This is a genomic window from Micromonospora sp. NPDC047134, assembly GCF_040643455.1.
Taxonomy (GTDB): Bacteria; Actinomycetota; Actinomycetes; order Mycobacteriales; family Micromonosporaceae; genus Micromonospora.
Genome location: NZ_JBEYUI010000006.1, coordinates 31164 through 57258, shown reverse-complemented (window position 1 = coordinate 57258; position 26095 = coordinate 31164). Strand labels below are relative to the sequence as shown.

Sequence of the window (26095 nt, the reverse complement as noted above, 5' to 3'; positions counted from 1 at the left end):
CCTCATAGGGGAGTGCCACGTACCCTGCGGCCCGGGTGTGCGGTCCGGCTATCCGCCCGGCCGCGATCTTGCTGGGAGTACCAGGACCAGGCTCTTCACCGGCGGGATACCTACCGTGGTCGACATGGCGAAACCGAGACTAGATGGCCACCAGCACCGACCGCGACGCCTTTTCCGCACCTCTGACCGATCGAAGTCGTACCTGGCCGTGCTCAGCGGGACCCGCCGGCGCCTGCTCCTGCTGGGTCATCGCAGCCAACCGCTGGCGGCCAGGGTGCCCAGCAGTCGCAGCGCCTCGGCGCTGCGGCTGTCCGGCTGGGCGCGGTAGACGATCAACTGCTGTCCGGGGGCCTCCCGGACCTCGAACGCGTGGTACGACAACGTCAGTTCACCCACCGCGCCGTGCCGCAACGTCTTCGCCCCGTGCGTCTTGCCCTGCACGTCATGACGTCTCCACAGTCGGCGGAACTCCGCGCTGGCCGCGCCCACCTCCTCGACCAGGTCCCGCGCCCGCCGGTCCTGCGAGTCGTGACCGAGGGCCAGCCGAAGGTTCGCCACGCACGCCTCAGTGGCCCGTCGCCGGTCGGCGAAGAACGTCGAACCGGCTGGGTCCAGGAAGGTCATCCGGACCAGGTTGTCCGCCTCGGTGAAGTCCGCGGAGAGGGCGTCCGCCAGGGCGTTGCCGGCCAGCAGGTCGAGCCGACGGTCGAGGACGAAGGCGGGGTGTCCGGCCAGGCGTCGAGCAGGTCCCGCAGGCTCTGCTCGACCCGGGAGCGGTCGCCTGTCGGCTGCTCGCCGGGGAGAGCCCGGCCAGCCGGAAGAGATGGTCGTGGGCGTCCGGCTCCAGGTCGAGGGCCCGGGCCACGGAGGCCAGCACCGACGCCGAGAGGTGGCGTAGCCCGGCGACCCGTCGGATCCCGGTGGAGACCAGACCGACATCGCCCGGGTCAACCGGGCACGTCGGGCGGTCAGGAAGGCTCCGAGCGCGGTTGTCGACATGCCAGCCACGGTAGCCACCCGGGCTCCGGCCACCAGGGTGCGGCACACCCCGGCAGGAGCGTACGGCCGGTGTTCGGCACTGTTCCGAAGCCTGTTCGGTGGCTGTGAACAGCGAAAACGCTCCTACGGTGAGCCGACATCCACGGCGGATGAACTGATCGCCGCCGATTCCCGGAAAGGCTCTCCATGAAACGATCGATCAGCCCGCGGCGGCCCGCTGACGGACGACGACTGCGTCGTCTGCTCAGCGGGCTGCTCGCGGTCGTGCTCGCCGGCACCCTCCCGGCCCTCGTCCCTGCCGCGCCGGCCGCCGCCGCATCCGGCAACCTCATCAGCAACGGCACCTTCGACAGCGGCAGCACCGATCCCTGGTGGACCCGACTCGCCGCGACCAGCACGACGGTCAACGCCGGGCAGCTGCGCATCCGCACCGCCAACACCGTCGGCAAGCCCGTCTGGGAGGACCTGGTCGGGCACTTCGATTTCGGGGTGACGGCGGCCCGGCCGTACCGGCTGCAGTTCGACGCCTCCGCCGAGGTCAACCGCAACGTACGCGTCTCGGTCTCCCGGGTCGACACGCCGTTCACCTCGGCGTTCGACCAGAACGTCGCACTCACCGCCACGATGCGCCGCTTCACCTTCGACTTCGTCTCCCCGTTCAACGACCCGAAGGCGGTGCTGCTGTTCCACTTCGGCGGGCGGGCGGCCTCCACCGTCCGGCTGGACAACATCTCGCTCACCCCGCTGGCCGTCGACGCGGTCCGCGACCCGGTCCTGTACTGGAACGACGTGCTGCTGGACAGCTACCGGGACTCGGCACCGGCACCCACGGTCGCCGCCCGGGACGCGGCGATCCTGCACGCGGCGATGCACGACGCCGCCGTCTCGGTGACCGGCGTCGGCAACCACTACCGGGTGCGGGTACCGGTCACCTACCCGGGCACCATGGACGACGTGGTGGCTCCGTCCCTGCACGCGGCCCTGGACCAGGCCGCCTTCGACGTACTGGTCGCCCGCTTCCCGCAGCGCCGGACGGCCCTGGAGACGGCCCTGGTCACCGCGGTCGCCCGCCGACCGTCCGGAGTGAACGCCGCCGAAGCCACCCGGGGTACGGCGGTCGGTGCCGCAGCCGCCGCCGCCAACCTCCAGGCTCGCGCGAACGACGGCTCCGACGACACCGAGCAGTACCAACCCGACGGGGTCGACGGGGCCTGGCGACCGACCGACGGCACCCCGGCGGTCACCCCGCACTGGGGCCGGGTCACCCCGTTCGTGCTGACCTCCGGCCGACAGTTCCGGCCTGAGCTGCCGGCCGGCGCGGACGACTACGAGGACCTGCTCGACACGCAGGAGTATCTCGACCAGGTGCAGGAGGTACGCGATCTCGGCAGCCGGACCTCGACGCTGCGCACCGCCGACCAGACCCAGCTGGCCCACTTCTGGGCCAACGACCTGCCGGGCACCTACAAGCCGCCGGGTCAGCTCTTCGCGCACACCCAGATCGTGGCGAAGCAACGGCAGCTCGGCATCCTGGCCACCGCCCGACTCTTCGGTCTGGTCGGTCTGGCGTTGGCCGACGCCGCCATCGCCGCCTGGGACGCCAAGTATCTGACCCCGATCGACCTGTGGCGGCCGGAGAGCGCGATCGGCAACGATTGGCAGCCGTTGTCGAAGCGCGAAGACGGGACCTCCTTCTCGCCGGCCTTCCCGGCCTACATCTCCGGACACGCCACGTTCGCCGGGGCGTGGGCAGCGGTGATGAAGCGATACTTCGGCACCAACGACATCGCCTTCGACGCCACCACCGACGACCCGTTCGCCCGCAACGTCGTCCGACGTATGCCCGGCTTCGATCAGGCCGCGCAGGAGAACGCGCTCAGCCGGATCTACCTGGGCGTGCACTACCGATTCGACGCCGAAGCCGGCCTCACCACCGGCGGATCCGTGGGCGCGTACGTCTACGCCAACCGGCTACGACCGTGAGTCGTCAATCGCGGTGAGGGGCGGCTCCCCGTCCGGTCCGTGGACCGGGCGGGGAGCGGCGTCCCGACGGTGCGCCAGCCGCATTCCGTACGCGCCGAGAAGCGCGCCCGCCACGGCGATCACCGCCGGATGCAGCCGTCGACCGGCGGGGTACGAGGTGACCGGCGGCAACGGTTCGCGGGACGGATGCCGCACCCCACAGCACTCCGCGGACATCGGACCCCCGACCGGTCGGTTCGGCTCGTTGAGGCGTACGTCGATCTCGTGCCGCAGTCCGACCCACTGTTCGATGGTGGCCGGCGGCATTCCGCAGGCGGTCAGCAGGGCTACGACGGCCTGTTCGCGGGGCAGGGTGGTCCGCCCCAACATGGTGGCCAGGGTGCTCGGCGGCAACCAGTGCCCGGCCGCTGAGGCGCGGCGGGAAATCTCCCGATAGGTCAGGCCGGACCGTCGCCGGATGTCCCGCAGCAACCCGACGTACTCACCCGCCGTGGCGGTCTGCGGCACCGGATCCCGGGCAGCCTCATGCATCGCTTCCACCCCCGTGGTGATTGATGTGATCGGGCTCGGCACGAGCCCCTCGGCCCTGCGCCGGCCCTGTCAGCCCTGCGTCGGCTGTCGAACAAGACGCTAGGTATCCGGGCTGTCCGAGACAATGCCCGGCTCGCCTCGGTGCGGTGTCCGCGCAGCTCAGGGCCGCCTGTCCGGGTCTTGTCCGACCATCTCGGACAGTCGGGTGAGGGCAGGTTGCCCCGGCCTCCGCGGGCTCGGGAGAATCGGACGATGACCACGGGGGAGCTACGACCGGAGGAGGCGACCGACCCGGCCGGGTTCGTCGACCTGTTACGCCGGCTGAAGGATCGGTCCGGACTGACCTATCGGCAACTGGAGCAGCGCGCGGCCGCGGCCGGCGACGTGCTGGCCCGCAGCACCGCTGCCGACCTGCTGCGCCGGTCCACCCTGCCGCGGCCGGAGGTGCTGGCCGCGTTCGTCCGCGCCTGCGGGGCCCAGGATCAGGTCCAGCGGTGGTTGCGGGCACGGGATCGGCTAGCCACCGGCCCCTACGCCGGGCCCGATCCGACTCTGCCCACCTCTGCCCTTCAGGACCCGACCGGGGCAGGCCCCGGCGAGGACGGCCTCGTGGCGCAACCGGTCCGCCCAGCGCGTCCGGGCCGGTTCGCCCGACCTGCGTCGACGCTGCTCCTCGTCGGCACCCTGCTGGCCGCCCTGGTCCTCGGCGCCTGGTTCTGGTGGCCCGACGACGAGCAGCGGACCTCAACGGAGCAGATCGGCGCGGTCACCTCGCCGGGCAGTGGTTCGTCGGCCGCGCCCAGCGGTGGGCGGAGCCAGCTCCGGCCCGCCCGAGCCCCGCACCTGTGCCTCACCGAAGGGCGCGACCGCACCGGCGGATACCCCAGCGAGGTGGCGGCCCAGCGCCCCTGCGCGGAGGCCACCCCACCGGACACCTACCTGGAGCCGGTGGCGGACGACCTGTACTTCATCAAGTGGCACCATCCGGTGCACGGACCCGGCTGTCTCACCGTGCGCCGGGAGGATCCCGGCCGGAACCTGATCGAGCCCTGGCCGCACTGCCGCACCGACTTCTGGCCGCAACTGTTCCGCTTCGAGCCGACCGGCGCGGCACCGACGGAGTACCGGCTGCGACCGGCCGGCAGCGACCTGTGCGTCGGCATCCGCGACGACCACACCGAGGTGCCGGCCGAGGCGGCGGCCGAGCCGTGCACCGGCGGCGTCGACCAGGTGTTCCTGGTCGACTCGCTGCCGGACGACTGAGGCGAGGCCGGCTGCCTCAGCGCGGCGGCAGCAGCGCTATCCCCTGCATCTCGATCAACAGGTGCGGGTGCGGCAGCTGGTGCACCGCCACGGTGGTGCGCGTCGGCCCGGCCTCGTCGAAGAACTCGGCGTACACCCGGTTGTAGCCGCCGAAGTCGTTCATGCTGACCAGGTAGGTGGTCACCTGCACCAGGTCGGACAGCTCCGCGCCGACCTCGCGCAGGATGTCGCGCATGTTCTCGATCACCGCTCGGGTCTGCACCTCGATGTCCAACGAGGTGGTGCCCAGGGCGTCCACTGTCGCACCGGCGATCGTGTTGTCGGGGCGGCGGCTGCTCGTACCGGAGACGAAGGCGAACCCGCCGGCGACCTTGACGTGCGGGAACCGGCCACGCGGCACGGCCTTGCCGGCGACTACCCGGGCCCCGCTCATGCCGACGCCCGCAGCGAGACGGTGCCGAGCTGCTCGACTGTGACCCGGACGTGCGCGCCCGCCGTCAGGGGCACCGCGGCGGTCGCCGCGCCGGCCAGCAACACCCAGCCGTCGCGCAGATCCCCGGCGAGGCGGGTCGCCTCGGGCAGGGCGCGGCGCGGGTCGCCGAGGATCGCCGCGGTGGAGCCGACCTGCACGACCCGACCGTCGACCTCCATCAGCACACCCAGGTTGTCCAGGTTGTCGGGCACCGGACGCCACGGCCCGACGACGAAGCCGGACGCGGAGGTGTTGTCGGCGATCACCTCCGGCAGGGTGAACCGGAAGTCCCGGTAGCGGGAGTCGATGAGCTCGACGGCGGGGGCGACGGCGGCGATCGCGCCACCCTCGATGAGGAACGCCACCTCCGGCTCTACCTTCGGATGGATGTGTCCGGACAGGTCGACGGTGCCGCCGTCGGGAATGTGCATCGCGTCGGTGAGCCGACCCCAGATCACCTCGTCGACGCCCATCTGGGTCATCTTCGCGCGGCTGGTCAGGCCCAGCTTCACCCCGACCACCGCCTCGCCACGGCCCACCCGGCGGGCCACCAGGGCGTCCTGCACCTGGTACGCGGTGGCCACGTCGAGTCCGGCGTCGGCACCGAACTGGGCGAGCGCGGTCCGCGTCACGGCGGCCTCGTCCAGGCGGGCGGCGAGGGTGTCGATCACTGCGGGTCCTTCCCGGCGTCCCGGACCAGGTCCAGCGCCACGTCGACGATCATGTCCTCCTGGCCGCCGACCATCTTGCGGCGGCCCAACTCCAGCAGGATGGTGCGCACGTCCACGCCGTACCGCCCGGCGGCGCTCTCGGCGTGCCGCAGGAACGACGAGTAGACCCCGGCGAAGCCGAGCGACAAGGTTTCCCGGTCCACCCGCACCGGCCGGTCCTGCAACGGACGCACCAGATCCTCGGCGGCGTCCATCAGCGCGAACACGTCACAGCCGTGCTGCCAGCCGTTCAGCTCGGCCACCGCGATGAAGACCTCCAGCGGGGCGTTGCCCGCCCCGGCGCCCATCCCGGCCAGCGAGGCGTCCACCCGGCGCACCCCGTGTTCGACCGCGACGAGGCTGTTGGCCACCCCCAGGGACAGGTTGTGGTGGGCGTGGATGCCGATCTCCGTCGTCGGATCCAGCACCTGCCGGTACGCGTCCGCCCGCTGCGCCACGTCCGCCATGGTCAACCGGCCACCGGAGTCGGTGATGTAGACGCAGTGTGCCCCGTAGGACTCCATCAGTTTGGCCTGCGCGGCCAGCCCGGCCGGGTCGTTCATGTGGGACATCATCAGGAACCCGGAGACGTCCATGTCGTTTTCCCGGGCCCAGGAGATGTGCTGGGCGGAGATGTCGGCCTCGGTGCAGTGGGTGGCGATGCGGACACTGGTCACCCCGAGGGCCTTGGCCGCCTTCAGGTCGGCGATGGTGCCGATGCCGGGCAGCAGCAGGGTGGTCAGTTTGGCGTTCGTCATCACCTCGGCCGCCGCCGCGATCCACTCGGCGTCACTGGCCGCGCCGTGGCCGTAGTTGACACTGGACCCGGCCAGCCCATCGCCGTGGGCCACCTCGATGGCGGCCACCCCGGCGGCGTCCAGGGCGGCGGCGATGGTCCGCACCTGGTCGACCGTGTAGCGGTGGGCGATGGCGTGCATGCCGTCGCGCAGGGTCACGTCCTGGATGTAGAGATCGGTCACGACGAGACCATCCGTTCGGCCGTACGCAGCGCGGCGCTGGTCATGATGTCAAGGTTTCCGGCGTACGCGGGCAGGTAGTGCCCGGCACCGGAGACCTCCAGGAAGACCGAGACCTGCAGGCCGACAAACGACCCGCCAAGCGCCGGCACGTACGTGTCCACCTCGGTGAACTGCACCTGCTGCTTGAGCCGGTAGCCGGGCACGTACTGCTGCACCGTCGCCACCATCGCCTCCACCGAGGCGGCGATCGCGGCCCGGTCAGCGCCCGGATCGGGGCACAGACAGTAGACCGTGTCGCGCATCAGCAGCGGCGGCTCGGCCGGATTCAGCACGATCACCGCCTTGCCCCGGCCCGCCCCGCCGACCACCTCGATGGCCCGGGCGGTGGTCTCGGTGAACTCGTCGATGTTGGCGCGGGTGCCCGGACCGGCCGAGCGGGAGGAGATCGAGGCGACGATCTCGCCGTACGCCACCGGCGAGACCGCGGCGACGGCCGCGACGATCGGCACGGTCGCCTGACCCCCGCAGGTCACCATGTTGACGTTGCGCTCGCCCAGGTGGGCGTCGAGATTCACCGGGGGTACGACGTACGGGCCGATGGCGGCCGGGGTCAGGTCGACCACCCGGCGGCCGTGGGCGCGCAGCACCGCGTCGTTGTGCCGGTGCGCGCCCGCGCTGGTGGCGTCGAAGACGATCCCGACGTCGGAGAACTCCGGCATCGCGACGAGCCCTTCGACCCCCTCGGCGGTGGTGGCCACCCGGAGCCGGCGGGCCCGGGCCAGGCCGTCGGAGGCCGGGTCGATGCCGACCATGGCCACCATCCGCAGGCTCTCGCTGAGCCGCAGCACTTTGATCATCAGATCGGTGCCGATGTTGCCGGAACCGATCACCGCCACGCCGGTGCTCATGCCGAGCCACCTTTCGTTCTCGACTGCGGGGCTCGCAAAACCGGCTCACTCCTCGCGCTCACGGGGCCCGAGGAGAAGCAGGCCCGGACGCTGCCCAGGCCGGAGATCCGGGCCTCGTACGCCGCGCCCGGGGTCACCGCCACCATCGGGCCGAGCGCGCCGGACAACACGGTGTCCCCGGCGCGCAGCGGTCGACCGTTCGCGGCGAGGGTCCCGGCCAGCCAGGCGACGGCGTGCAGCGGGTTGCCCAGGCAGGCCGCCCCGGCCCCGACGGAGACCGGCTCGCCGCCCTGCTCCAGCACGGCACCGCAGAGCCGCAGGTCGACCTCACTTATCCGTCGTGGGCTGGTGCCGAGCACGTACCTGCCGCTGGAGGCGTTGTCGGCCACCGTGTCCACGATGGAGATGTCCCAGTTCGCGATCCGCGAGTCGACGATCTCGATGGCCGGCAGCAGGTGGTCGGTGGCCCGCACCACGTCGGCGACGGTGACCTGGTCGTAGGGCAGGTCACGGCCGAGGACGAAGGCGACCTCCGCCTCGACCCGCGGCTGCAACAGGGTGCTCGGGTCGATCTCGGCACCGTCCGGGACGGCCATGTCGGCGAAGAGGACACCGAAGTCGGGCTGGAAGACCCCGAAGGCCTCCTGCACCGCCCGCGAGGTCAGGCCCACCTTCGCCCCGACCAGCCGGCGACCCTCGGCCAGCCAGTCGCTGACCTGGGCCTGCTGCACGGCGTACGCGGCGGTCAGGTCACCGGTCGGCAGCAGGTCGTCGCGCAGCGGCTTGCAGGCCACCCCGGTGGCGTACGCCTGGCGCAGCGCGGCGGCCGCGCCCTTGATGTCGGCGCTCATCCGAGGTCCACGCAGACGTTGGTGAGTTCGGAGTAGAAGTGCAGCGAGTGGGTGCCGCCCTCGCGTCCCACGCCGGAGGCCTTCACCCCGCCGAACGGGGTGCGCAGATCCCGCAGGAACCAGGTGTTCACCCAGACCAGTCCGGCCTCCAGCCGTGCCCCGGCCCGGTGCGCCCGACCCACGTCGCGGGTCCACACGGTGGCGGCCAGGCCGTACTCGCTGTCGTTGGCCAGCGCGAACGCCTCGTCCTCGTCGTCGAACGGCGCGATGTGGCAGACCGGCCCGAAGATCTCCTCCCGCATGGTGCGGGCGTGCCGCCCCAGTCCGGTCAGGACGGTGGGCTGCACGTACGAGCCGCCGTCACGGCCGTCGCCGAACACCGGCACACCGCCACCGGCCAGCACGGTGGCCCCCTCGGTGCGGGCCAGGTCGTAGTGGCCGAGCACCTTCTCCCGGTGCTTGGCGGAGATCAGCGGCATGGTCATCGTCGCCGGCTCGGACGGCCAACCGAACGCCAGTTCTTCGGCCCGCTTGGCCAACCGGGCGGCGAACTCCTCGAAGACCGGCCGCTGCACGTAGATCCGCTCGGTGCACAGGCACACCTGGCCGCCGTTGGTGAAGCTGGAGCGCACCGAGCCCTCGACGGCCGCGTCCAGGTCGGCGTCGGCGAATACCAGCCCGGCGTTCTTGCCGCCCAACTCGAAGCTGACCGCCTTCACCCCGTCGGCCGCGGCCCGCATGATCGCCGACCCGGTGGCCGACTCACCGGTGAAGGTGATCGCGTCCACCCCGGGATGGCGGGTGAGCGCTTCACCCGCCGAGCCGGGACCGAAGCCGTGCACCAGGTTGAACACCCCGTCGGGCACCCCGGCGGCGGCCATCACCTCGGCCAGCACGGTAGCCGACGAGGGGGTCTCCTCGCTGGGCTTGACCACGACGGCGTTGCCGCAGGCCAGGGCCGGGGCCACCTTCCAGGTCAGCAGCAGCAGCGGCAGGTTCCACGGCACGATGATCGCCACCACGCCGACCGGCTTGCGGACCGCGTAGTTCAACGCCCGGCCGCCGGTCGGGGTGACCGTGGTGAAGGACTCCGTCGGGGTGGCCGTGATGATGTCGGCGAAGGTCCGGAAGTTCGCCGCACCCCGCGGAATGTCCAGGGTGCGGGCCTGGGCCACCGACTTGCCGGTGTCGGCGACCTCGGCGGCGACCAGGTCGTCGAAGCGGCGTTCCAACTCGTCGGCGACCCGGCGCAGCACAGCGGCCCGTTCGCCCTCGCCCATGGCACCCCACGGGCCGCGCAGGGCGGCCCGTGCGGCGGTCACCGCGGCGTCCACGGTGGCCTGGTCGGCCTCGGCGACGTGCAGCAGCGTCTCGCCGGTCACCGGCGACACCTTCGCGAACGAGGTGCCGCCGGTGACGAACTCACCGCCGACGTAGTTCGGTAGCAGCAGGTCGCCGCTGCGGCGCCCGTCGATCAGGCCGCTCGGCCAGCGGGTGGTACGCCCGGATGTCATGGGCCTGGTTCCCTATCGTTCGGTGGTGGAGTCGGCGACGAGCGCCACGACGGCCGCGTCCGCCGTCGGCTCGCCCGTGGCCGCGGCGGCCGCCTCGTCGGTGGCGACCAGCACGACGGTGCCGACGCCGACGTTGAGCGGGTCGATCGCGACCAGGTCGGGCCCCTCGGTGCGGGGCCGGACCAGCACCAGCCGGCGACCCTGCAACGTCGGCAGGATCTTGTCCGGCCAGACCTTGGCGACGACCTCACCGAGAATCATCAGCCGTCTCCCCGCAGGCTGGCCATGACCTCGCGGATGCGGGCGGCCTCCGGGTCCTCCAGCAGCGCGGCCGTGGTGGGGTGCGGCTTGGGGTACACCTGCGAGCTGCGCAGCTCGCCGTGCTGCCGGATGGCGGCCTCACCGGCGGCGACGGCCTGCCGGACGGCGGCGAGGGTGCCCTGCACGGCGGCGGCGAGGTAGCCGCTGGTCACCCGCTCCACGGCGATGCAGCGCACGTCCGCAGTCTTGATCATGGCTTCGATCCCGGCGGACAGGGCCACCACGCCCCGGGTCTCGACGATGCCGATGGCGATGTCAGAAGGCATGTTCGGTTTCTCCTTACCGGGTCAGTTGCCGACGAGGCGGGGGTCGACGGCGAGCGCCGACACCGCGTCACAGGGGCTGGCGAAGACGATGGAACGCACCTTCCGGCTCTTGGCCTTGGCGGTCTCCTCGCCGATGTCGACGGCCTCCTCGACGGTGGCCAGGTCGCCACGCAGGGCGACGGCGACGATGCCGCCGCCGAGGCGCACGACGCGGGTCACCTCGACCTCGGTGGCCTTCACCATCGCGTCGACCGCGTCGAAGATGGCGGTGTAGCCCTCGGCCTCGACGAAGCCGGCAGCCATGTTCCGCATGGGTTCTCCTTTTCCGATGTTCAGGGCAGGTTCCAGGACAGGACGGCGCCGCCGGTGCCCCAGAGCGGTCCGTATGCGTGCAGCTGCGCCGGACCGGCGGTCGCTCCGGCGCCGGCGGCGAACGCCAGCGCGCGGAACTGGCTGTCGGCCTGCGCCTGCCGGGCGAAGTCCTCGCGGATCTTCAACACCTCGTCGACCTTGCCGGCGGTGAGCAGGTCCAGCACCCGCCGGTTCCAGCGGTCGTGCCCGGGGTCGCTGACATGATCGTCGTGCGGCTCGATCCACTGCTGGATCAGGCCGGACGACAGACCGGTGACCACGACGACGGCGGCACGTACCCCGGCCTCACGGGCCGCGGCGGCCCCGGCCGCACCGACATCGGCGAGGGTCTCCGCGTCGGCGTAGAGGTTGCAGGACACCTGGGCCCACCGCAGCTCACGGTCCGGGTCGAGCAGCGCCGAGGTGACGATGGTGCCGGTGTCGATCGGGAAGCCGTCGTAGCGGGTCCGCCGGGCCTGCATGCCGGCCTTGCTCACGTGATCGGTCCACCGTTCGGTGAACGGCACGTCGAAGCGCAGGTCGTAGCGAAGTTCGCCGTAGTCGTAGGCGTACCAGTTCTCGTCGACGTGCTCGCCGCGCGGGTTCGGGTCGCACTGGAACTGGTGGCCCAGGACGGTGAACCACTGGGTGGACAGCAGCAGCACCACGTCGGGCTTGAGACGGCGCAGCCGGTCGCCCACATCACGGGCGGCGGCGGCCAGGTCGGCCCAGCACTGGGCGGGCTTCTCGGCCAGCAGGTGCGGCATGCCGGGCAGCAGCGCCCCGGCGACGATGCCGGTGTCAGCCACGGTGTCCTCCTTCGGGCGTCCACTCGACGACCGCGTTGCCGGTGCCGATGATCGTTCCGTAGCCCATGACGTCGCCGGGCACCTGCGGCCAGCCCATCGCGGCCAACATCCAGGTCAGGCTGCCCGCCTTGGTCTCCGAGGCAGTCGCCTCGATGTGCTCGGTGATCAGCTCGCGCAGCGGCGCGGTCGGCCCTCGGCGGATCGCCTCCAGCAGCTTCATGTCCCAGCGGTACTGGTGGTTGTTGTACGGGTGCTCGCGTTCCATGTCCTCCGGCAGCTCCGGCTCCTCGTGCCAGTGCAGGTGGGACAGGGAGTTGGAGGCCAGCAGCACGGCCCGGCGGCCGGTGCGCTCGACGGCCCGACGGGTCGCCTCGCCCAGCACCTCCATCTCCTCCAGCGACGCCTCGGAGTAGAAGTACGGGTTGTTGTTTGCCGACAGCGACACCACCGGGATGTCCCAGGCCGGGTTGACCAGGTGCAACGCGCCGATGGTGGCGTAGTCCACCCGCACCCGGGGGTCGTGCAGCTTGCGGGTGACCAGGCCCAGGTCGGTGGCCTCGTCGGCGATGGCCTCGCCCAGCTCCACATCGGTACGGAAGTCGTAGGAGTACCGGAACAGGTGCGGGAAGATCGGCTCGACGGAGACACCGCGCGGGTTGGGTACGCAGTTGACGTGGTGGCCGACCATCGTGATCCAGTGCGGGGCGTGCACGATCAGCACGTCGGGGCGGTGCACCTCGCGGATGCGCTTGCGCAGCCGCTCGTACGCCCAGCGCAGCACCTCCCAGCCGCCGGTGGACCGCGGCTCGTTCTGCGGCGGGTTCTCCGCGTAGATCAGGTGCGGCGGGTGCGGGCTCAGTACCCCGGCGACGATGCCGGCGCGGGCGGGTGCCGGCTCCGACGGTCGTTCGGGGGTGGTGTCGAAGCGGCGGGCCCCGCCCGAGCGGGCGGGTGCCACGGGCACGCGGAAGACTCTGCTCATGCCGGTCCCTCCCCGGTCGTGCCCCGGTCGGCCAGCACCCGTACGAACGTGCGCTCGTCGGGTTCGGCGCCGAGGATCTGCAGCCCGTCGTCGTCGAGGGCCAGTTGGTCGTCGGTCAGGTCCGGGTCGTGCCGGACCCAGGCCCGCAGGGGCGCGGGGTGCGGGCCGTGGATCTCCACCAGGGCACCCTCGGCCAGGCCGGCGGCCGGGCCCACGTAGGCCAGCCGTCGCCGGCCCCGCTCCCCGGTGTACGGCTGCCGGTCGTTGATGGTGACCCGCAGCCAGGTGCGCTGCCGGCGCAGTTCCTGCCGGGCCGCCGCGGTCGCGGCCGGATCGACCCGGCCGTCGGTGTCGAATCGCAGGCCGTAGCGGAGCTGGGCGTCGTCGGCGTCCAGGTACCCCTGCGTCACGTCGTCGGCGACGGCGGCGGGTTCACGGTCGAGCGGGTCACCCCAACCGCCGCCGCCGGCGGACTCCATGACGAGCACGTCGCCGGTGCGCATGGCGAAGCCGGCGACCTTGCCGGGGGTCTCGAAGTCGACCCGTTCGCCGTCGGCGCGGCGCACGAAGGTGACCGTGGGGGCGCCGGGGCCACCGTGGTGCAGACCGTACGGAGGCACGGTGGTGCGGTCGGTCTGCACGGAGTACGCCCCGGTGCTGGCCAGCAGTCGGGTTTCGCGTCGGCTGCCCAGCCCGCCCCGGCGAGCCCCGTCGCCGCACGAGCCGAGCCGCAGCTCGGAGGCGTCGACGACGATGGGGATCTCCGTCTCCAGCCGCTCGACGGACTGGATGGTGGAGATGTCGCCGAGGTCGACCGGGTTCATCGCGCTCGGGCCGTCGGATTCGAGGAAGCCGCCGTTGCCACCTGCGGGGTAGTCGTAGTACAGGTAGGACCGGCCGGTGCGTTGGTCCACGCCGCCGATGAGGTTCTGGAAGGTGGTTCCGAATTGGTCGGCTGCGATGAGGTCGGGTGCGACCTGACTCAGCGTGGCCATGACCGCGGAGATGACCCGCTTGCGTACCTCGCTGTGCGCGTTGGCGGGCGCGGGGTAGGCGACGTGCACGACCGTGCCGGGCTCGGTGTGCACCCGCAGCGGCCGGAAGGCGCCGTGGTTGACCAAACCGCCGGGGTCCAGCGCGCTCTTGACGGCGATGAAGACGCCGGCCACGGTCATCGCCCGCGAGGAGTTGACCACGGCGGCGACCTGCGTGGAGGAGCCCCGGAAGTCGGCGTCGATCTCGTCGCCGTCGATGGTGAGCACGCACCGCACCAGGGCGGGGTCGTACCGCCCGTCGGTGTAGAGGTCGAGGTAGTCCTCGTAGCGGTAGACCCCGTCGGGCAGTTCCCGGATGCGGTCGCGCAGCCGCTGCTCGGTGCGGTCCATGTTGGCGGCCACGCTGTCGAGCAGCAGTTGCGCCCCGTAACGGCCGACGAGTTCGCGCAGTCGTCGCTCGGCGGTGAAGCAGGCGGCGATGCAGCTCTCCAGGTCGCCGCGGCGCTCGTCGGCCATCCGCACGTTGGCGAAGAGGATGGCGTACGCGGCGGCGTTGGGGCGGCCCTGCTCGATCAGCTTGATCGGCGGGATGCGCAACCCCTCCTGAAGGATCTCGGTGGCCTGCCCGGAGACGCTGCCGGGAGTCATCCCGCCGATGTCGGCCCAGTGCATCCGCACGCAGGGGAAGAGGAACAACTCGCCGTCGACGAAGACCGGAGTGATCAGTGTGACGTCGTTGAGGTGACTGCCGCCCCGGTACGGATCGTTGACGATGTACAGGTCGCCGGGGCGCATCTCGTCGGCGAAGTCGGCGAAGATCTCGGCGACGGAGGCCGGCATGGCGATGACGTGCCCAGGCATGTCCCGGCCCTGGGCCACCATCTGACCCTTCGGGTCGAACAACGCGCAGGAGAAGTCCTGTGCGTCGGCGATGACGGGGGAGTGCGCGGTGCGGAAGATCGTCTGGCGCATCTCGCGCACGATCGAGATGAGACCTTCGGTCACGATCTCGAGGTCGATCGGGTTCAACGTCTTGGTCATGCGACGCCTCATGGGTTCCGACTCGTGATGACGAGTGGTTTGGCTTTGACCGCACATGGACCGTAAGGCCCGGCGATCATGGACCATATTGTGGTCCGTGGTTTATATTGTGAAACAGTAGCAACGGAGAAGGTGGGAAGCAAGATGTCGCAGGTCGGAGAACTGTCCCCAGCTGCGGAGGGACCGGCCGCCCGGGAATCGGGCACCCAGGCGCTCGACCGTGCGCTCAGCGTGCTGCTGGCCTTCCGTGGCGGCAGCGTCGAGCGCAAGGTCAGCGACGTCAGCCGCGAGCTGGGCTTGCACAAGTCGACCGCCAGCCGGTTGTTCCGGGCGCTCGCCGACACCGGCTTCCTGCAACGCAACGAGGAGACCGGGGCCTACCGGCTCGGGGTCACCGTCTTCGAGCTGGGCGCCCGTTTCCTCGAAGGGCTCGACATGCACGCCCTGGCCCGGCCGCTGCTGCACCAGCTCGCCCAGGACGAGGGGGAGTCGGTCAACCTGTCCATCCGCGACGAGTTGGACGCCCTGTCGATCTATATCGAGCGCGGCACCCGCAACGTGCAACTCGTCTCCCGCCTCGGTCGACGCATCCCGCTGTGGTGCAGCGCGGCCGGCAAGGCCCTGCTGCTCGACCTGGACGACGAGCAGATCCGCGCCATGTTCGCCGACACCGAGTTCACGCCGCTGACCCCGAACACCATCACCGACCTGGACACCTTCGCCAAGCGGATGCACCAGGTCCGCGAGCAGGGGTGGGCCCTCAACGACGAGGAGAGCGAAGAGGGCCTGCGGGTCGTCGCCGCACCGGTACGGGACCGGCTCGGCCAGGTCACCGCCGCGATCAGCATCTCCGGGCCGATCTTCCGCCTCGACGAGACCCGGGTCGCCGAACTGGCCGCCGCCGCCGTACGCACGGCGAACGAACTGTCGCGTCAGATGGGTCATGGCGTGGGCGCGGTCTGGGGGGACTGACCGCTCAGAAGTGTTCCTGCACGGCGTCCGGGTGCACCCGCACGTGCAGCAGGGCGGGGCCGGTGACCGGCAGCACCGCGTCGAACGCGGCGTCGGCACCGGCCTCGTCCGTCACCGTCCAGGCTGGCACACCCAACGCCCGGGCCACCGCGGCGAGGTCACGTTCGGGGAAGCGGGCCAGCGAGGGATCCACCCCACGCGGACGCAGCTTGCGCACCTCCGCCCCGTACGCCGAGTCGTCCAGCACGATCAACAGCACCGCGGCGCCCGTACGGGCCAGGGTGTCCAGCTCACCGAGCCCGGTGAGCAGGCTGCCGTCGCCCTCGAAGGCCACCACCGGCCGGTCGGGGCGGCCCACCGCGGCACCCACCGCGAAGGGCAGCCCGACGCCGATGCTGCCGAACTCCCACGGCGCGATCAGCGCCCGGTCCGTAGCCGGTGAATCCAGCAGCAGGTTCGGCCAGCCGCCGAAGTGCCCCACCCCCACCACGGTGGTGCGGTGTGGTGGCAGTCGCCGGGCGCACACCCGCATGAAGACCCTCGGGTCGATCCGGTCCGGCGCCCGCAACGGTTCCAGCCCGGCGAACGCGTCGGCCGCCGCCACCTTCCGCGCCAACTCCGCCGACCGCCACTGCGGCCGGGGGATCACCGGCAGGGCCGCCGAGACCGCCGCCGCGACCGTCTCCGCGTCGCCCACCACCGGCACATCCACCGGCCAGCGGTCGCCCAACGCCGCCGGGTCGATGTCGACGCACACCACTCTGGCCTGGCCGAACAGCCGACCGTGGTCCGCGGTCCACCGGTTGAGCCCGGCGCCGAACGCGACCACCAGGTCCGCCTCGCCCAACACCTGCCGGGTCAGCGGTCGGGCCAGCCCACCGGCCACCCCCAGGCAGTACGGATGGTCGGCGAAAAGACCTCCGGCCAGCAGGGTGGTGGCCAGCACCGCCCCGCTGCGATCCGCCAACTCCCGTACCGCCGCCGCAGCCGCCTCCGCGCCCCGCCCGGCGAGCACCACCGGCCGTTCGGCCTTCTGGAGCAACGCGGCGAGCATCGCCACGTCGTCCGGGTGCGCGGCCGGCGGCCCCGGCCGGCGTACGGTGTGCACTGCGACCGGCGGCGGCAGGTCGTCGGAGACCTCCTCGTCCTGCAGGTCGATCGGCACGTTCAGCACCACCGGCCCACCGGCTGAGCGGGCCAGCCGGAACGCCGTGGACACGTCACGGGCCACGTTCGCCGCGGCCACCACCGGCACCATCCGACCCGCCGTGGCCAAGGCGAACGGCTGCTGCGGGAAGCTCTGCACGTGCTGCGGGTCGCCGGGCGGGGTGTCGCCCGCGACCAGCACCAGCGGGGTACCCGCCTGACGGGCGATGGTCAGCGCGGCACCCGCCACGGCCAGCCCCGGGCCCTGCGTCACCGTGGCCACCGGGCACCGACCGGTCGCCCGGGCGTACCCGTCGGCCATCATCACGGCGGCGTTCTCGTTACGGGCCGCCACGAACCGCACCCCGTGCCGGGCCGCCAGGTCGCTGACCAGGAACATGTTGGCGTCGCCGAGCAGGCCGAACACCGTGTCGACGCCCTGCGCGACAAGCGCGTCCGCCAGCAACTGGTACACCTTCACGACTTCCCGCCCTTCGGGTAGGCGCCCGCCGGCCGCAGGGCGACACTCAACGCCCCCAGATAGGAGTCGTTGGCCGCCGCCTCGAACCTCGGCCCGGCCAGGCGTGCGGCCCGCTTGGTCATCGACCGACCCACCGGCGAGACGGCCAGCAGCCGTTCGATGATCGCGTCGCAGGCCGCGTCCAACTCCTCCGCCGGCACCGCCGCCGTGACCAGGTCGTGCCGCAGCATCTCGACCGGGCCGATCCGGTCGCCCAGCAGCAGCCAACGTTTCGCCCGGTCCGCGCCGACCAGATCGGCCAGGATCGCCATGCCGCTCCAGGTCAGCGGGATGCCGAAGGTGACCTCGGGGAAGGTGAAGAAGCAACTGTCGGCGGCCACCCGCAGATCGGCGGCGAGGCCGAGCACCGCCCCGGAACCGATCGCCGGGCCGTTGAACACGGCCACCGTGGTCTGCTCCATCCGGTACCAGCGCTCCACCACCTCGGCCGTACGCCGCTGCACCTGCATGGTGGTGGCCGCGTCCAGGGTGGCCAACTCGTCGAGGTCGGTACCGGCGCAGAAGGCCGACCCGGCGCCGGTGAGCACCAGCACCTCCACCTCGGAGTCCCGGCCCACCTCGTGCAGCACGTCCTCGAACCGGGCCAGCATCGCCAGGTCGAAGCTGTTGCGCCGGTGCGGGCGGTTCAGCGTGATCCGGGCCAGCCGACCGGCCCGCTCCAGCAACACGGACGGTTCGTTGATCATGGTGACTCCGAGGTGAGCAGGGCGCGGTCCACCAGGGCGGCGGCGTGACCGACGTACGACAGGGGATCGAGCAGTGCGGCGATGTCCTCACCGGACAGGGCGGCGGTGACCTGCGGATCGGCGCGCAGCACCTCGGCGAACGGGCGGCCCTGCTCCAGGCTGTCGCGCACCACCCGCATCACCAGGTGGTGCGCCTGCTCACGGCCCAGCGGGCCGGCCAGCCGCAGCATCACCGCCTCGGACAGCACCAGCCCGCCGGTGATGTCCAGGTTGGCGCGCATCCGGTCCGGATTCACGCCCAGGTCACCGAAGACCTCCACCAGACGTTCCAGGACACCGCCGATGAGGATGAAACACTCCGGCAGCAGCTTCCACAGGGTCATGCCGACCCCCATGTCCCGGTCGTCCTGCGCGACCATGGTCTGCAGCGCCAGCGGCACCTGCGCCCGCAGGGTGCCGGCCGCCGCGATCACGGCCTCGCAGCGGATCGGGTTGCGCTTGTGGGGCATGGTGCTGCTGCCCACCTGGGTAGCGCGTTGCGGCTCGTACGCCTCACCGACCTCGGTACGACCCAGGAAGTAGACCTCCCGAGCCAGCTTCTCGCCGCTGGACGCCACCAGGCCCAGCACCATCAGACACTCGGCGAACCGGTCGGAGGTGGCATGCCAGGGGGTGTCCGCCACCCCCAGATCCAGGTCCTCGGCGACGGCCCGCTCCAGCGCGAACGCCTGCGGCCCGTACCCGGCCATGGTGCCCGCCGCCCCGCCCATGCTCGTCACCAGCAACCGGGCGCGCATCTCCCGCAGCCGGGCCCGGTGGCGCTGCAACTCGCTCTGCCACACCGCCAGCCGAAGCCCGAAGGTCGTCGGCAGCGCCTGCTGGCCGTGGGTACGCGCCGGCATCGGGGTGTTGCGGTGCCGCAGCGCCAACCGCCGCAGCAGCCGTACCAGCTCGTCGAGCTGGCGGCCGACGATGTCCAGTCCGGCTCGGGCCCGCAGCACGAAGCCGGTGTCCATCACGTCCTGGGTGGTGGCGCCCAGGTGCACGTACCGTCCCGCGTCGCCCGGACAGGCCGCGGTCAGGGCGCGTACCAGCGGCACCAGCGGGTGCACGGTGTCCTCGGCATCGGTGGCCAGGGCTGCCGCGTCCAGCTTCTCCAGCCGGGCCGTCGCCGAGATGGCCTCCGCCGCGGACTGCGGGATGATCCCCAGTGACGCCTGCGCGCGGGCCAGCGCGGCCTCCACGTCCAGCCAGGACTGCATGAGCTGCCGGTCGTTGAACACCCCACGCATCTCGGCGTTGCCGAAGAAGCTGGTGACCGTCAGCGAATCGAGAAAACACGACCCCAGCTGCATCAGTTCTCTCCCTCGAACAACGTCAGCGCGGCGCGTCGGTCGACCTTGCCGGACGGCAGCAGCGGCAGGTCGGCGACCGCGCGTACCCGGGTGGGCAGCTTGTGCCGGGCCAGTCGCCCGGTGACGGCGGCGAGCACGGCATCGATGTCGAGCTGTGCGCCGGGCGCGGCGACCAGCAGGGCACCGACCTCCTCACCCCAGCGGGTCGACGGCACGCCGAGCACGCACGCCTGACCCACGGTGTCGTGTTCGAGCAGCACGGCCTCCACCTCGGCGGGGCTGACGTTCTCGCCGCCTCGGATGATGAGTTCCTTGACCCGGCCGGTGAGGGTGAACACCCGTTCGGCGTTGAGCGCGCCGAGGTCGCCGGTGCGCAGCCAGCCGTCGGAGGTCAGGGCGGCGGAGGTGGCGGCGGGGTCGTCCAGGTAGCCGGCGGTCACCGACTCACCGCGCACCAGCAGCTCCCCGGCCTCACCCGACGGCACGGGCTGCCGGGTGCCGGGTCGCATCACGGCCGCCTCGAGGTCGGGCACGATCCGGCCGACGGTCAGACCGACCGGGTCGCAACTGCGGTCGCCCGGGTCGACACTGATGGTGGGACCTGCCTCGGTCTGGCCGTAGACGACGGCCGCCCGGTCCAGGCCCAGCACACGCACGGTCCGCTCCCGCAACGCGGGCGGGCACGGCGCGCCGCCGAGGAAGCCGACCCGCAGCGAGGAGATGTCCCATCGGTCCGGCTCGGCCTCGATCCGGTCGGCGATCATCGTGGCCATCGTCGGGACGGCCTGCAGCACGGTGCAGCGGTGCCGCTCAATCAGGTCGAGCACCGTCTCGGAGCGGAACCGGCGGGTCGACACCCACAGTGCCCCGGTGACCAGCGCGAGCACCGCCCCGCTGCTCAGACCGGCGGCGTGCGCCAACGGCAGCGGTGAGGCGAGGACGTCGCCGGAATGCAGCCCGGCGGCCTGGGCCGTCCACTGCGCGTTGCGTACCAGGTTCCGGGCGCTCAGTGTCACCATCTTCGCCGGCCCGGTGGAACCCGAGGTGAACTGGATGTTCAGCACCGCGTCGGGGTCACCGGCCGGTTCCGGCGTCGGGTCGGCCCAGCCGGGCAACCCCGCCAGTGCCTCCCGGCCGCCGTCGTCACCGAGCGGGTGGATGCCCTCCGGCGGGTACGGCGCACCGGCCAGCGCGGCGACCGCCTCGGTGACCGCGTCCCGGTCGCGGATCCGACCGGCCACGAACAACCGGCGCGGACGGGCGCGGGCCACCGCCTCGGCCAGTTCCGCCCCGGTCAGACCGGGGTGCAGGGTGACCAGTGCCGCGCCGCGCCAAGCCGCCGCCGCGAGCAGGGTCAGCCAGGCGAGGCTGTTCTCCGACCACACCGCGATCCGGTCACCGCGACCGATGCCGTGGGCGGCCAGCACGGCCGCTCCCCGGCCCGCCAGCTCGGCGAACTCCGCGTACGTGACCGGGCGGTCCAGCTCCGCGAAGGCGTACAGCGGCCGGTCCGGGTGCCGTGCCGCCGCGTCCAGCAGCACGGCGTCGAGGGCGAGTGGTGCCATGGTCAGTCCCGGGTGAGCAGCAGGTTGCCGTGCTCGTCGGCCGCGCCGCTCCAGCCGGCCCCGACGACGGTGGTGCTGCCGTTCTCCCGCACCACGGCCGGGCCGGTCGCCCGGACACCGGGCCCCAGGTCGGTGCGCCGCCACACGGCGGCGTCCACCCAGCCGTCCGGCCCGTACAGCCGGGTCTGCTCCGGCTGGGCCTCGCCGCCGGAGGGGGCGGCGAAGCGCACCACCGGGCTGGGCCCGAAGGCGGTCAGCCGGCAGTTCACGATCTCCGCCGGGTGGTCGGTGCGCACGTAGGCGTACCGCTCGGCGTACGCCTCGTGGAAGGCCGTGACCAGGTCCTCGGCGGTGGCGGGCAGGCCGTCCACCGCGACGGCCAGGTGGTGGCTCTGACCGCGGAAGCGCATGCCCACCGTCAGGGCGAACGAGACCTGGTCCGCCTCGATCCCGTCCTCCGCCTTGAGCTGCGCCCGGGCGGCGTCCTCCAACTCGGCGACGACCGCCCGCGCTGCGGCCAGCCCGGACTCGTCGGCGGCGGCCAGGACGGTACGCACGTAGTCGTGGCGAGCGCGAGCGGTGACGAACCCCAGGGCGGAGAAGTTGCCCGGCACCGGCGGCACCAGTACCCGGCTGATGCCCAGCTCGTCGGCGAGGGCGGTGGCGTGCATCGGCCCGGCTCCGCCGAACGGCATCAGCACGAAGTCGCGCGGGTCGTGGCCGCGGGCCACGGAGATCTCCTTGATCGCGCTGGTCATTTTGATGGTGGCCAGCCGCAGGATGCCGTGCGCCAACTCCATCGCGTCCAGCCCGAGCTGCTCGGCGAGCACCGCCGTGGCCGCCTGGGCGGGTGCCGGGTCCAGCCGTACCTCACCGCCCAGACTCTCCTGCGGGTCGAGGTGCCCGACCAGCAGGTGGGCGTCGGTGGTGGTCGGTTCGGTGCCGCCGCGGCCGTAGCAGGCCGGGCCGGGGGTGGAGCCGGCGCTGCGGGGCCCGATCCGCAGCTCGCCGCCGAGGTCACGCCAGGCGATGGAACCGCCGCCCGCCCCGATCGTGTTGATCTCGACCTGGAAGGTGCGGTTCGGGTAGCCGGCGATCGTCCCGTCGCTGGTCATCAGCGGCGCGCCGTCCTTGATCAGGCAGACGTCGGTGCTGGTGCCGCCGATGTCACAGGTGATCACGTTCGAGTAGCCGGCCAGACCGGCGACGTAGACGGCGGCGGCGACCCCGCCGGCCGGGCCGGACAGCGCCAGGTTGATGGGCAGGCGGCTGGCCTCGTCGGTGGAGACGACGCCCCCGCTGCTGGTCATGATGGACAGCGGATGCAGGTAGCCGGCGCCGGCCAGGGCGGTGCCCAGCCCGCGCAGGTAGTCCGCGACGGTGCCCCGGACGCTGGCGTTGAGCACCGTGGTGGCGAACCGCTCGTACTCGCCCTGTTCCGGCACCACGTCGGAGGAGACCGTGCAGACCAGATTCGGGTAGCGCTCGGCGAGCCGTCGCGCCGCGGCCCGCTCGTGGGCCGGGTTGCGGTACGAGTGCAGCAGGCAGACCGCTACGGTGCCCGGACCGGCGGCGGCGACCCGGTCCAGGACCTCGTCCAGGTGGCCGGTGTCGAGCGCCTCGATGACCGAGCCGTCGGCGGCGACCCGCTCCCGCAGCGTGTGCCGCAGGGAGCGGGGCACCAGCGAGGGACGTGCCGCCTCCTTGACGCTGTAGAGCTGCGGCCGGTGGCCGAGGCCCATCTCCAGCACGTCGCGGAAGCCGTCGGTGGTGATCACGCTGACCGGGTCGCCGGAGCCCTCCAACAGGGCGTTGGTCACCCGCGTGGTGCCGTGCACGAAGCGGTCCACCGCGTCCAGGGAGACGCCGAGCTTGGCCAGCCCTTCGAAGATCGCCGCTGCGGGATCGTGCGGCGTCGACAGGGTCTTCGCCTCGGCGAGCCGTGCGGTGGCCGGCTCGTAGACGATCACGTCGGTGAACGTGCCGCCGATGTCGACGCCGATGCAGAGCATGCGGAAGTGCCTTTCGTGGAGAGGGGGGACCGACCGTCCGGCGGTGGTGTGTGGTGGCGGCGTCAGAAGGTGACGCCGTAGCGGCGCAGGGTGGTCCGCGTGACGGTGCGCAAGATCCAGTCGAAGAGGTAGCCGAGCAGTCCGAGGGCGAGGATGCCGACGAAGACCCACTCGGTCTTGGCGTAGTTGCGAGCGGTCCAGATCAGCGAGCCCAACCCGCTCTGCGCCGCCACGATCTCCGCCGAGACGATCGTCAGGAACGAGTTGCCCATGGCCAGCCGGGCACCGGTGACGACGTGCGGCACCGTGGACGGCAGCACCACCGACACGAGGGTGCGCAGCGGCGAGGCGCCCAGGGCGCGGGCGGCCCGCAACCGCAGATCGTCGACGGCCAGCACCCCGGCAAGGGTGTTGAGGGCGACGATGAAGACCGTGGTGTAGAAGATCAGCGCGACCTTGGATGCCTCGCCCGGGCCGAGCCAGATGATCGCCAGGGTGACGAAGGCGATCGGCGGCACGAACCGGAAGAACTGGATGTACGGGTCGAGCATCAGCCGCAGCCAGGGGATGCAGCCCATGAGCAGCCCCACCGGCACACCGATCACCACACCGAGGGCCCAGCCGGTCAGGATGCGGGTCGACGAGGCGGTGATCGAGTCCCAGAGGGTGCCGTCCCGGACCAGGTCGACGGCGCCCTGCCAGGTCAGCATCGGCGACGGCAGGAAGAACGCGGTGTAGTTGCGGCTGACCAGGTCCCAGACGAGGATGCCGAGGGCCACGGAGAGCACCGACAGCCCGATCCGGGTCAGCCGGGGCCTGGCGCTACGCCGCCGCGCCGGGCGACGCGGCGCGACGGAGGCCGGCGCCGGGTCGGTGCGTACGTCGACGGTCATCGTCCCGCCCCTTTCTGATCGCCGGTCGACCGGCCGTCGTGCCCGTCGTCGAGCCCCTGGGCCCGCAGGGTCCGGGCCACCTCCTCGCCGATGTCCTCGCGTAGCTGCCGGAACAGGGCGGCGCTGGCCGGGTCGGTGAGGTCACGCGGTCGGGGCAGGTCGCACGGGTAGACGTTCTTGATGGCGGCCGCCGGACCGGCCGTCATGGTGACGATGCGGTCGCTGAGCAGGATCGCCTCGCCGATGTCGTGGGTGACGAACAGGATGGTGGCGCCGGTGTCGCGCCAGATCCGGTCCAGCTCGACCTGCATGACCAGCCGGGTCTGCGCGTCCAGGGCCCCGAAGGGCTCGTCCATCAGGACGACGGAGGGCTCGTTGGCCAGCACCCGGGCCAGCTGGGCTCGCTGCCGCATGCCGCCGGAGAGCTGGCTGGGGAACTTGTCCGCGCTGTGGCTGAGCCCGACCATCGCCAGGTAGCGGTCCTCCACGGCGGCGCGTTGCGCCTTCGGCATGCGCCGCATTCGGGGACCGAAGCTGACGTTCTGCCGGACGGTCAACCAGGGGAACAGCGCCTCCGCGCTCTGGAACACCACACCGCGTGACACGTCCGGGCCGGTGACCGGGGCGTTGCCGCAGGTGACCTCGCCGCCGGCCGGGGTGACGAATCCGGCGACCGCGTTGAGCAGGGTGGACTTGCCGCAACCGCTGGGTCCGAGCAGGCAGACGAACTCGCCTGCCGCGATGTCGAGCGTCGCCCCGCGTACCGCGTCGAAATCGCCGAAGCGGATGTCGACCTCACGCAGGGAGACGGGGGCCCCGCCCCGGCCGGTCGAGGACGACCGGCCGGGCGAGGCTGCCGTACGGGTGTCGTGGGAGGTCACACCAGACCCCTGATCATCACCGACGCAGGGTCGGCCGCCTTCTCCACGATCTTGCTGTCCTGCTGGAACTGGGCGATCTCGGCGTAGCGCTTGAGGTCCTCGTCGGTGAAGTCGCGGACCTTGCACTCCACGCCCTTGAGCAGGTTCTCCGCCTCGGCGGCCGGAACCTTGATCGCCTTCTCGGTGACCGCGCCGGCCTTGGCGGGGTCGGCGGTGAGCTGCTCGCAGGCCTGGCCGATGGTCTCGACGACCTTCTTGGCGGCGTCCTTGTTCGCCTCGTACCAGGCGCCGTCCACCCCGATCACGAGGTTGTAGACGTAGCCGATGTCGCCGCTGGTGAGCAGGATCTTGCCGCCGTTGGCGACACCGCGCGAGGGCCACGGCTCCCACATGATGTAGCCGTCGACGTCGCCGCGCTGCAGCAGCGCCGGCATCTCGGCCGGGGAGGCGTTGACGAACTCGACGGAGTCCCGGCTGATGCCCTTGGCCGCGAGCACCTTGTTGGTGGCGTACTCGTTGACCGTGCCGGGCACCACGCCGTACTTCTTGATGCCGGTGACGTCGGCGATTCCGTCGCGGGCGACGAGCTTGATGAAGCTGGGCGACTGGGAGAAGACGGCCAGGCCCTTGATATCGCCGCGGGTGGCCCGGTTCAGTAGGCTGGACTCGGTGCTGGCGGTGAACTGACCCTGCTTGGCCAGGATCGCGTCGAGTCCGCCGGTGCCCTCCTGGAACTGGGTCACGGTGACGTTGACCCCCGACGCGGCGAACAGCTTGTCCTGGTCGGCGAGGTAGATCGGCGAGTAGGCCGGGTCGACCCCCACACCGAACGTGACGTTGGCGGACGGTTCGGCGGCGGAGCCACCGGAGCCGTCTGCCGTCTGGTTCTCCGCGCATGCGGCTCCGGCGACCGTAATCAGCAGGGCCGCGGCTGCTACCCGCAACGTGCGCATCTTCATGGCTACCTCAGTCCTTCGACTGGCTCATATGGTGGTCCGTGTTGCTTAATGTGGGACGGTACTGTGCTGTCGAGCACACAGTCAAGAGCTCAATCACCCGCTGACCAGC

25 protein-coding genes are annotated in these 26095 nt (G+C 71.8%); 3 read left to right on the top strand and 22 right to left on the bottom strand.

Going from position 1 to position 26095, the window contains the following annotated elements:
- Nucleotides 1-246: 246 nt before the first annotated feature.
- Complete coding sequence (locus ABZ795_RS10420) at nt 247-999, bottom strand: transcriptional regulator (RefSeq protein WP_357530073.1); 753 nt, start codon at nt 997-999, stop codon at nt 247-249.
- A 186-nt stretch (nt 1000-1185) separates the two neighbouring features.
- Between ABZ795_RS10420 and ABZ795_RS10415 the strand changes: the two genes are divergently transcribed.
- A complete protein-coding gene (locus ABZ795_RS10415; RefSeq protein ID WP_357530072.1) occupies nt 1186-2982 on the top strand; it encodes a carbohydrate binding domain-containing protein in 1797 nt (598 codons plus the stop codon).
- Here the strand turns inward: ABZ795_RS10415 and ABZ795_RS10410 are convergent.
- Nucleotides 2971-3513, bottom strand: coding sequence for a helix-turn-helix transcriptional regulator (locus ABZ795_RS10410; RefSeq protein ID WP_357530071.1), 543 nt, complete (start codon nt 3511-3513; stop codon nt 2971-2973). The genes ABZ795_RS10415 and ABZ795_RS10410 overlap by 12 nt on opposite strands.
- Nucleotides 3514-3765: 252 nt before the next feature.
- On the opposite strand from ABZ795_RS10410, the gene ABZ795_RS10405 reads away from it, so the two are divergent.
- A complete protein-coding gene (locus tag ABZ795_RS10405) occupies nt 3766-4776 on the top strand; it encodes a helix-turn-helix transcriptional regulator (RefSeq protein WP_357530070.1) in 1011 nt (336 codons plus the stop codon).
- A 16-nt stretch (nt 4777-4792) separates the two neighbouring features.
- Here the strand turns inward: ABZ795_RS10405 and ABZ795_RS10400 are convergent, their stop codons facing one another.
- From ABZ795_RS10400 to ABZ795_RS10345, 12 genes are read right to left on the bottom strand one after another with little or no spacing between them, the layout of a single operon-like run.
- Entirely contained in the window at nt 4793-5209 is a 417-nt protein-coding gene (locus ABZ795_RS10400; RefSeq protein WP_357530069.1) for a RidA family protein, read from the bottom strand.
- Nucleotides 5206-5919 (bottom strand): fumarylacetoacetate hydrolase family protein, encoded by a 714-nt coding sequence (locus tag ABZ795_RS10395; RefSeq protein ID WP_357530068.1) that lies wholly within the window; start codon nt 5917-5919, stop codon nt 5206-5208. Before ABZ795_RS10395 ends, ABZ795_RS10400 begins: the two co-directional genes overlap by 4 nt.
- A complete protein-coding gene (gene dmpG / locus ABZ795_RS10390; protein WP_357530067.1) occupies nt 5916-6938 on the bottom strand; it encodes a 4-hydroxy-2-oxovalerate aldolase in 1023 nt (340 codons plus the stop codon). Before dmpG ends, ABZ795_RS10395 begins: the two co-directional genes overlap by 4 nt.
- The gene (locus ABZ795_RS10385) at nt 6935-7846 is read right to left on the bottom strand and encodes an acetaldehyde dehydrogenase (acetylating) (RefSeq protein WP_357530066.1); all 912 of its coding nucleotides are present in this window, start codon (nt 7844-7846) and stop codon (nt 6935-6937) included. The genes dmpG and ABZ795_RS10385 overlap by 4 nt, the downstream gene beginning before the upstream one ends.
- On the bottom strand, nt 7843-8697 hold the full coding sequence (locus ABZ795_RS10380) for a fumarylacetoacetate hydrolase family protein (protein WP_357530065.1): 855 nt from the start codon (nt 8695-8697) through the stop codon (nt 7843-7845). Before ABZ795_RS10380 ends, ABZ795_RS10385 begins: the two co-directional genes overlap by 4 nt.
- A complete protein-coding gene (locus tag ABZ795_RS10375; protein ID WP_357530064.1) occupies nt 8694-10211 on the bottom strand; it encodes a 2-hydroxymuconic semialdehyde dehydrogenase in 1518 nt (505 codons plus the stop codon). Before ABZ795_RS10375 ends, ABZ795_RS10380 begins: the two co-directional genes overlap by 4 nt.
- Nucleotides 10212-10223: 12 nt before the next feature.
- Nucleotides 10224-10472 carry a EutN/CcmL family microcompartment protein gene (locus tag ABZ795_RS10370; RefSeq protein ID WP_102658970.1) on the bottom strand — a complete coding sequence of 83 codons (249 nt, stop codon included), beginning with the start codon at nt 10470-10472 and terminating at the stop codon, nt 10224-10226.
- Nucleotides 10472-10798: a BMC domain-containing protein gene (locus tag ABZ795_RS10365; RefSeq protein WP_013733319.1), complete on the bottom strand. Its 327-nt coding sequence runs from the start codon at nt 10796-10798 to the stop codon at nt 10472-10474. The genes ABZ795_RS10370 and ABZ795_RS10365 overlap by 1 nt, the downstream gene beginning before the upstream one ends.
- A gap of 21 nt (nt 10799-10819) precedes the next feature.
- A complete protein-coding gene (locus tag ABZ795_RS10360; RefSeq protein WP_013733320.1) occupies nt 10820-11110 on the bottom strand; it encodes a BMC domain-containing protein in 291 nt (96 codons plus the stop codon).
- 20 nt (nt 11111-11130) lie between these two features.
- Nucleotides 11131-11958, bottom strand: coding sequence for a 2-amino-5-chlorophenol 1,6-dioxygenase subunit alpha (locus ABZ795_RS10355; protein WP_357530063.1), 828 nt, complete (start codon nt 11956-11958; stop codon nt 11131-11133).
- Nucleotides 11951-12940, bottom strand: coding sequence for a tRNA U-34 5-methylaminomethyl-2-thiouridine biosynthesis protein (locus tag ABZ795_RS10350; protein WP_357530062.1), 990 nt, complete (start codon nt 12938-12940; stop codon nt 11951-11953). The genes ABZ795_RS10355 and ABZ795_RS10350 overlap by 8 nt, the downstream gene beginning before the upstream one ends.
- Nucleotides 12937-14976, bottom strand: coding sequence for a hydantoinase B/oxoprolinase family protein (locus ABZ795_RS10345; protein WP_357530061.1), 2040 nt, complete (start codon nt 14974-14976; stop codon nt 12937-12939). The genes ABZ795_RS10350 and ABZ795_RS10345 overlap by 4 nt, the downstream gene beginning before the upstream one ends.
- Before the next feature lie 144 nt (nt 14977-15120).
- Here ABZ795_RS10345 and ABZ795_RS10340 point away from each other — a divergent pair, with 144 nt between their 5' ends.
- The gene (locus tag ABZ795_RS10340; RefSeq protein WP_357530060.1) at nt 15121-15948 is read left to right on the top strand and encodes an IclR family transcriptional regulator; all 828 of its coding nucleotides are present in this window, start codon (nt 15121-15123) and stop codon (nt 15946-15948) included.
- Between the two features lie 4 nt (nt 15949-15952).
- On the opposite strand, the gene ABZ795_RS10335 is transcribed toward ABZ795_RS10340, so the two are convergent.
- The 8 genes from ABZ795_RS10335 to ABZ795_RS10300 all read right to left on the bottom strand — a co-directional run bounded on the left by ABZ795_RS10335 (nt 15953) and on the right by ABZ795_RS10300 (nt 25986).
- Nucleotides 15953-17575: a thiamine pyrophosphate-binding protein gene (locus tag ABZ795_RS10335; protein WP_357530059.1), complete on the bottom strand. Its 1623-nt coding sequence runs from the start codon at nt 17573-17575 to the stop codon at nt 15953-15955.
- Nucleotides 17572-18321: an enoyl-CoA hydratase/isomerase family protein gene (locus ABZ795_RS10330; RefSeq protein WP_357530058.1), complete on the bottom strand. Its 750-nt coding sequence runs from the start codon at nt 18319-18321 to the stop codon at nt 17572-17574. The genes ABZ795_RS10335 and ABZ795_RS10330 overlap by 4 nt, the downstream gene beginning before the upstream one ends.
- Nucleotides 18318-19676 carry an adenylosuccinate lyase gene (gene purB, locus ABZ795_RS10325; RefSeq protein WP_357530057.1) on the bottom strand — a complete coding sequence of 453 codons (1359 nt, stop codon included), beginning with the start codon at nt 19674-19676 and terminating at the stop codon, nt 18318-18320. Before purB ends, ABZ795_RS10330 begins: the two co-directional genes overlap by 4 nt.
- The gene (locus ABZ795_RS10320; RefSeq protein WP_357530056.1) at nt 19676-21241 is read right to left on the bottom strand and encodes a class I adenylate-forming enzyme family protein; all 1566 of its coding nucleotides are present in this window, start codon (nt 21239-21241) and stop codon (nt 19676-19678) included. The genes purB and ABZ795_RS10320 overlap by 1 nt, the downstream gene beginning before the upstream one ends.
- Before the next feature lie 2 nt (nt 21242-21243).
- On the bottom strand, nt 21244-23253 hold the full coding sequence (locus tag ABZ795_RS10315) for a hydantoinase/oxoprolinase family protein (protein WP_357530055.1): 2010 nt from the start codon (nt 23251-23253) through the stop codon (nt 21244-21246).
- 62 nt (nt 23254-23315) lie between these two features.
- Nucleotides 23316-24146: an ABC transporter permease gene (locus ABZ795_RS10310; RefSeq protein ID WP_357530054.1), complete on the bottom strand. Its 831-nt coding sequence runs from the start codon at nt 24144-24146 to the stop codon at nt 23316-23318.
- On the bottom strand, nt 24143-25027 hold the full coding sequence (locus tag ABZ795_RS10305; RefSeq protein ID WP_327026396.1) for an ABC transporter ATP-binding protein: 885 nt from the start codon (nt 25025-25027) through the stop codon (nt 24143-24145). The genes ABZ795_RS10310 and ABZ795_RS10305 overlap by 4 nt, the downstream gene beginning before the upstream one ends.
- The gene (locus ABZ795_RS10300; protein ID WP_327026395.1) at nt 25024-25986 is read right to left on the bottom strand and encodes an ABC transporter substrate-binding protein; all 963 of its coding nucleotides are present in this window, start codon (nt 25984-25986) and stop codon (nt 25024-25026) included. The genes ABZ795_RS10305 and ABZ795_RS10300 overlap by 4 nt, the downstream gene beginning before the upstream one ends.
- Between the last annotated feature and the right edge of the window lie 109 nt (nt 25987-26095).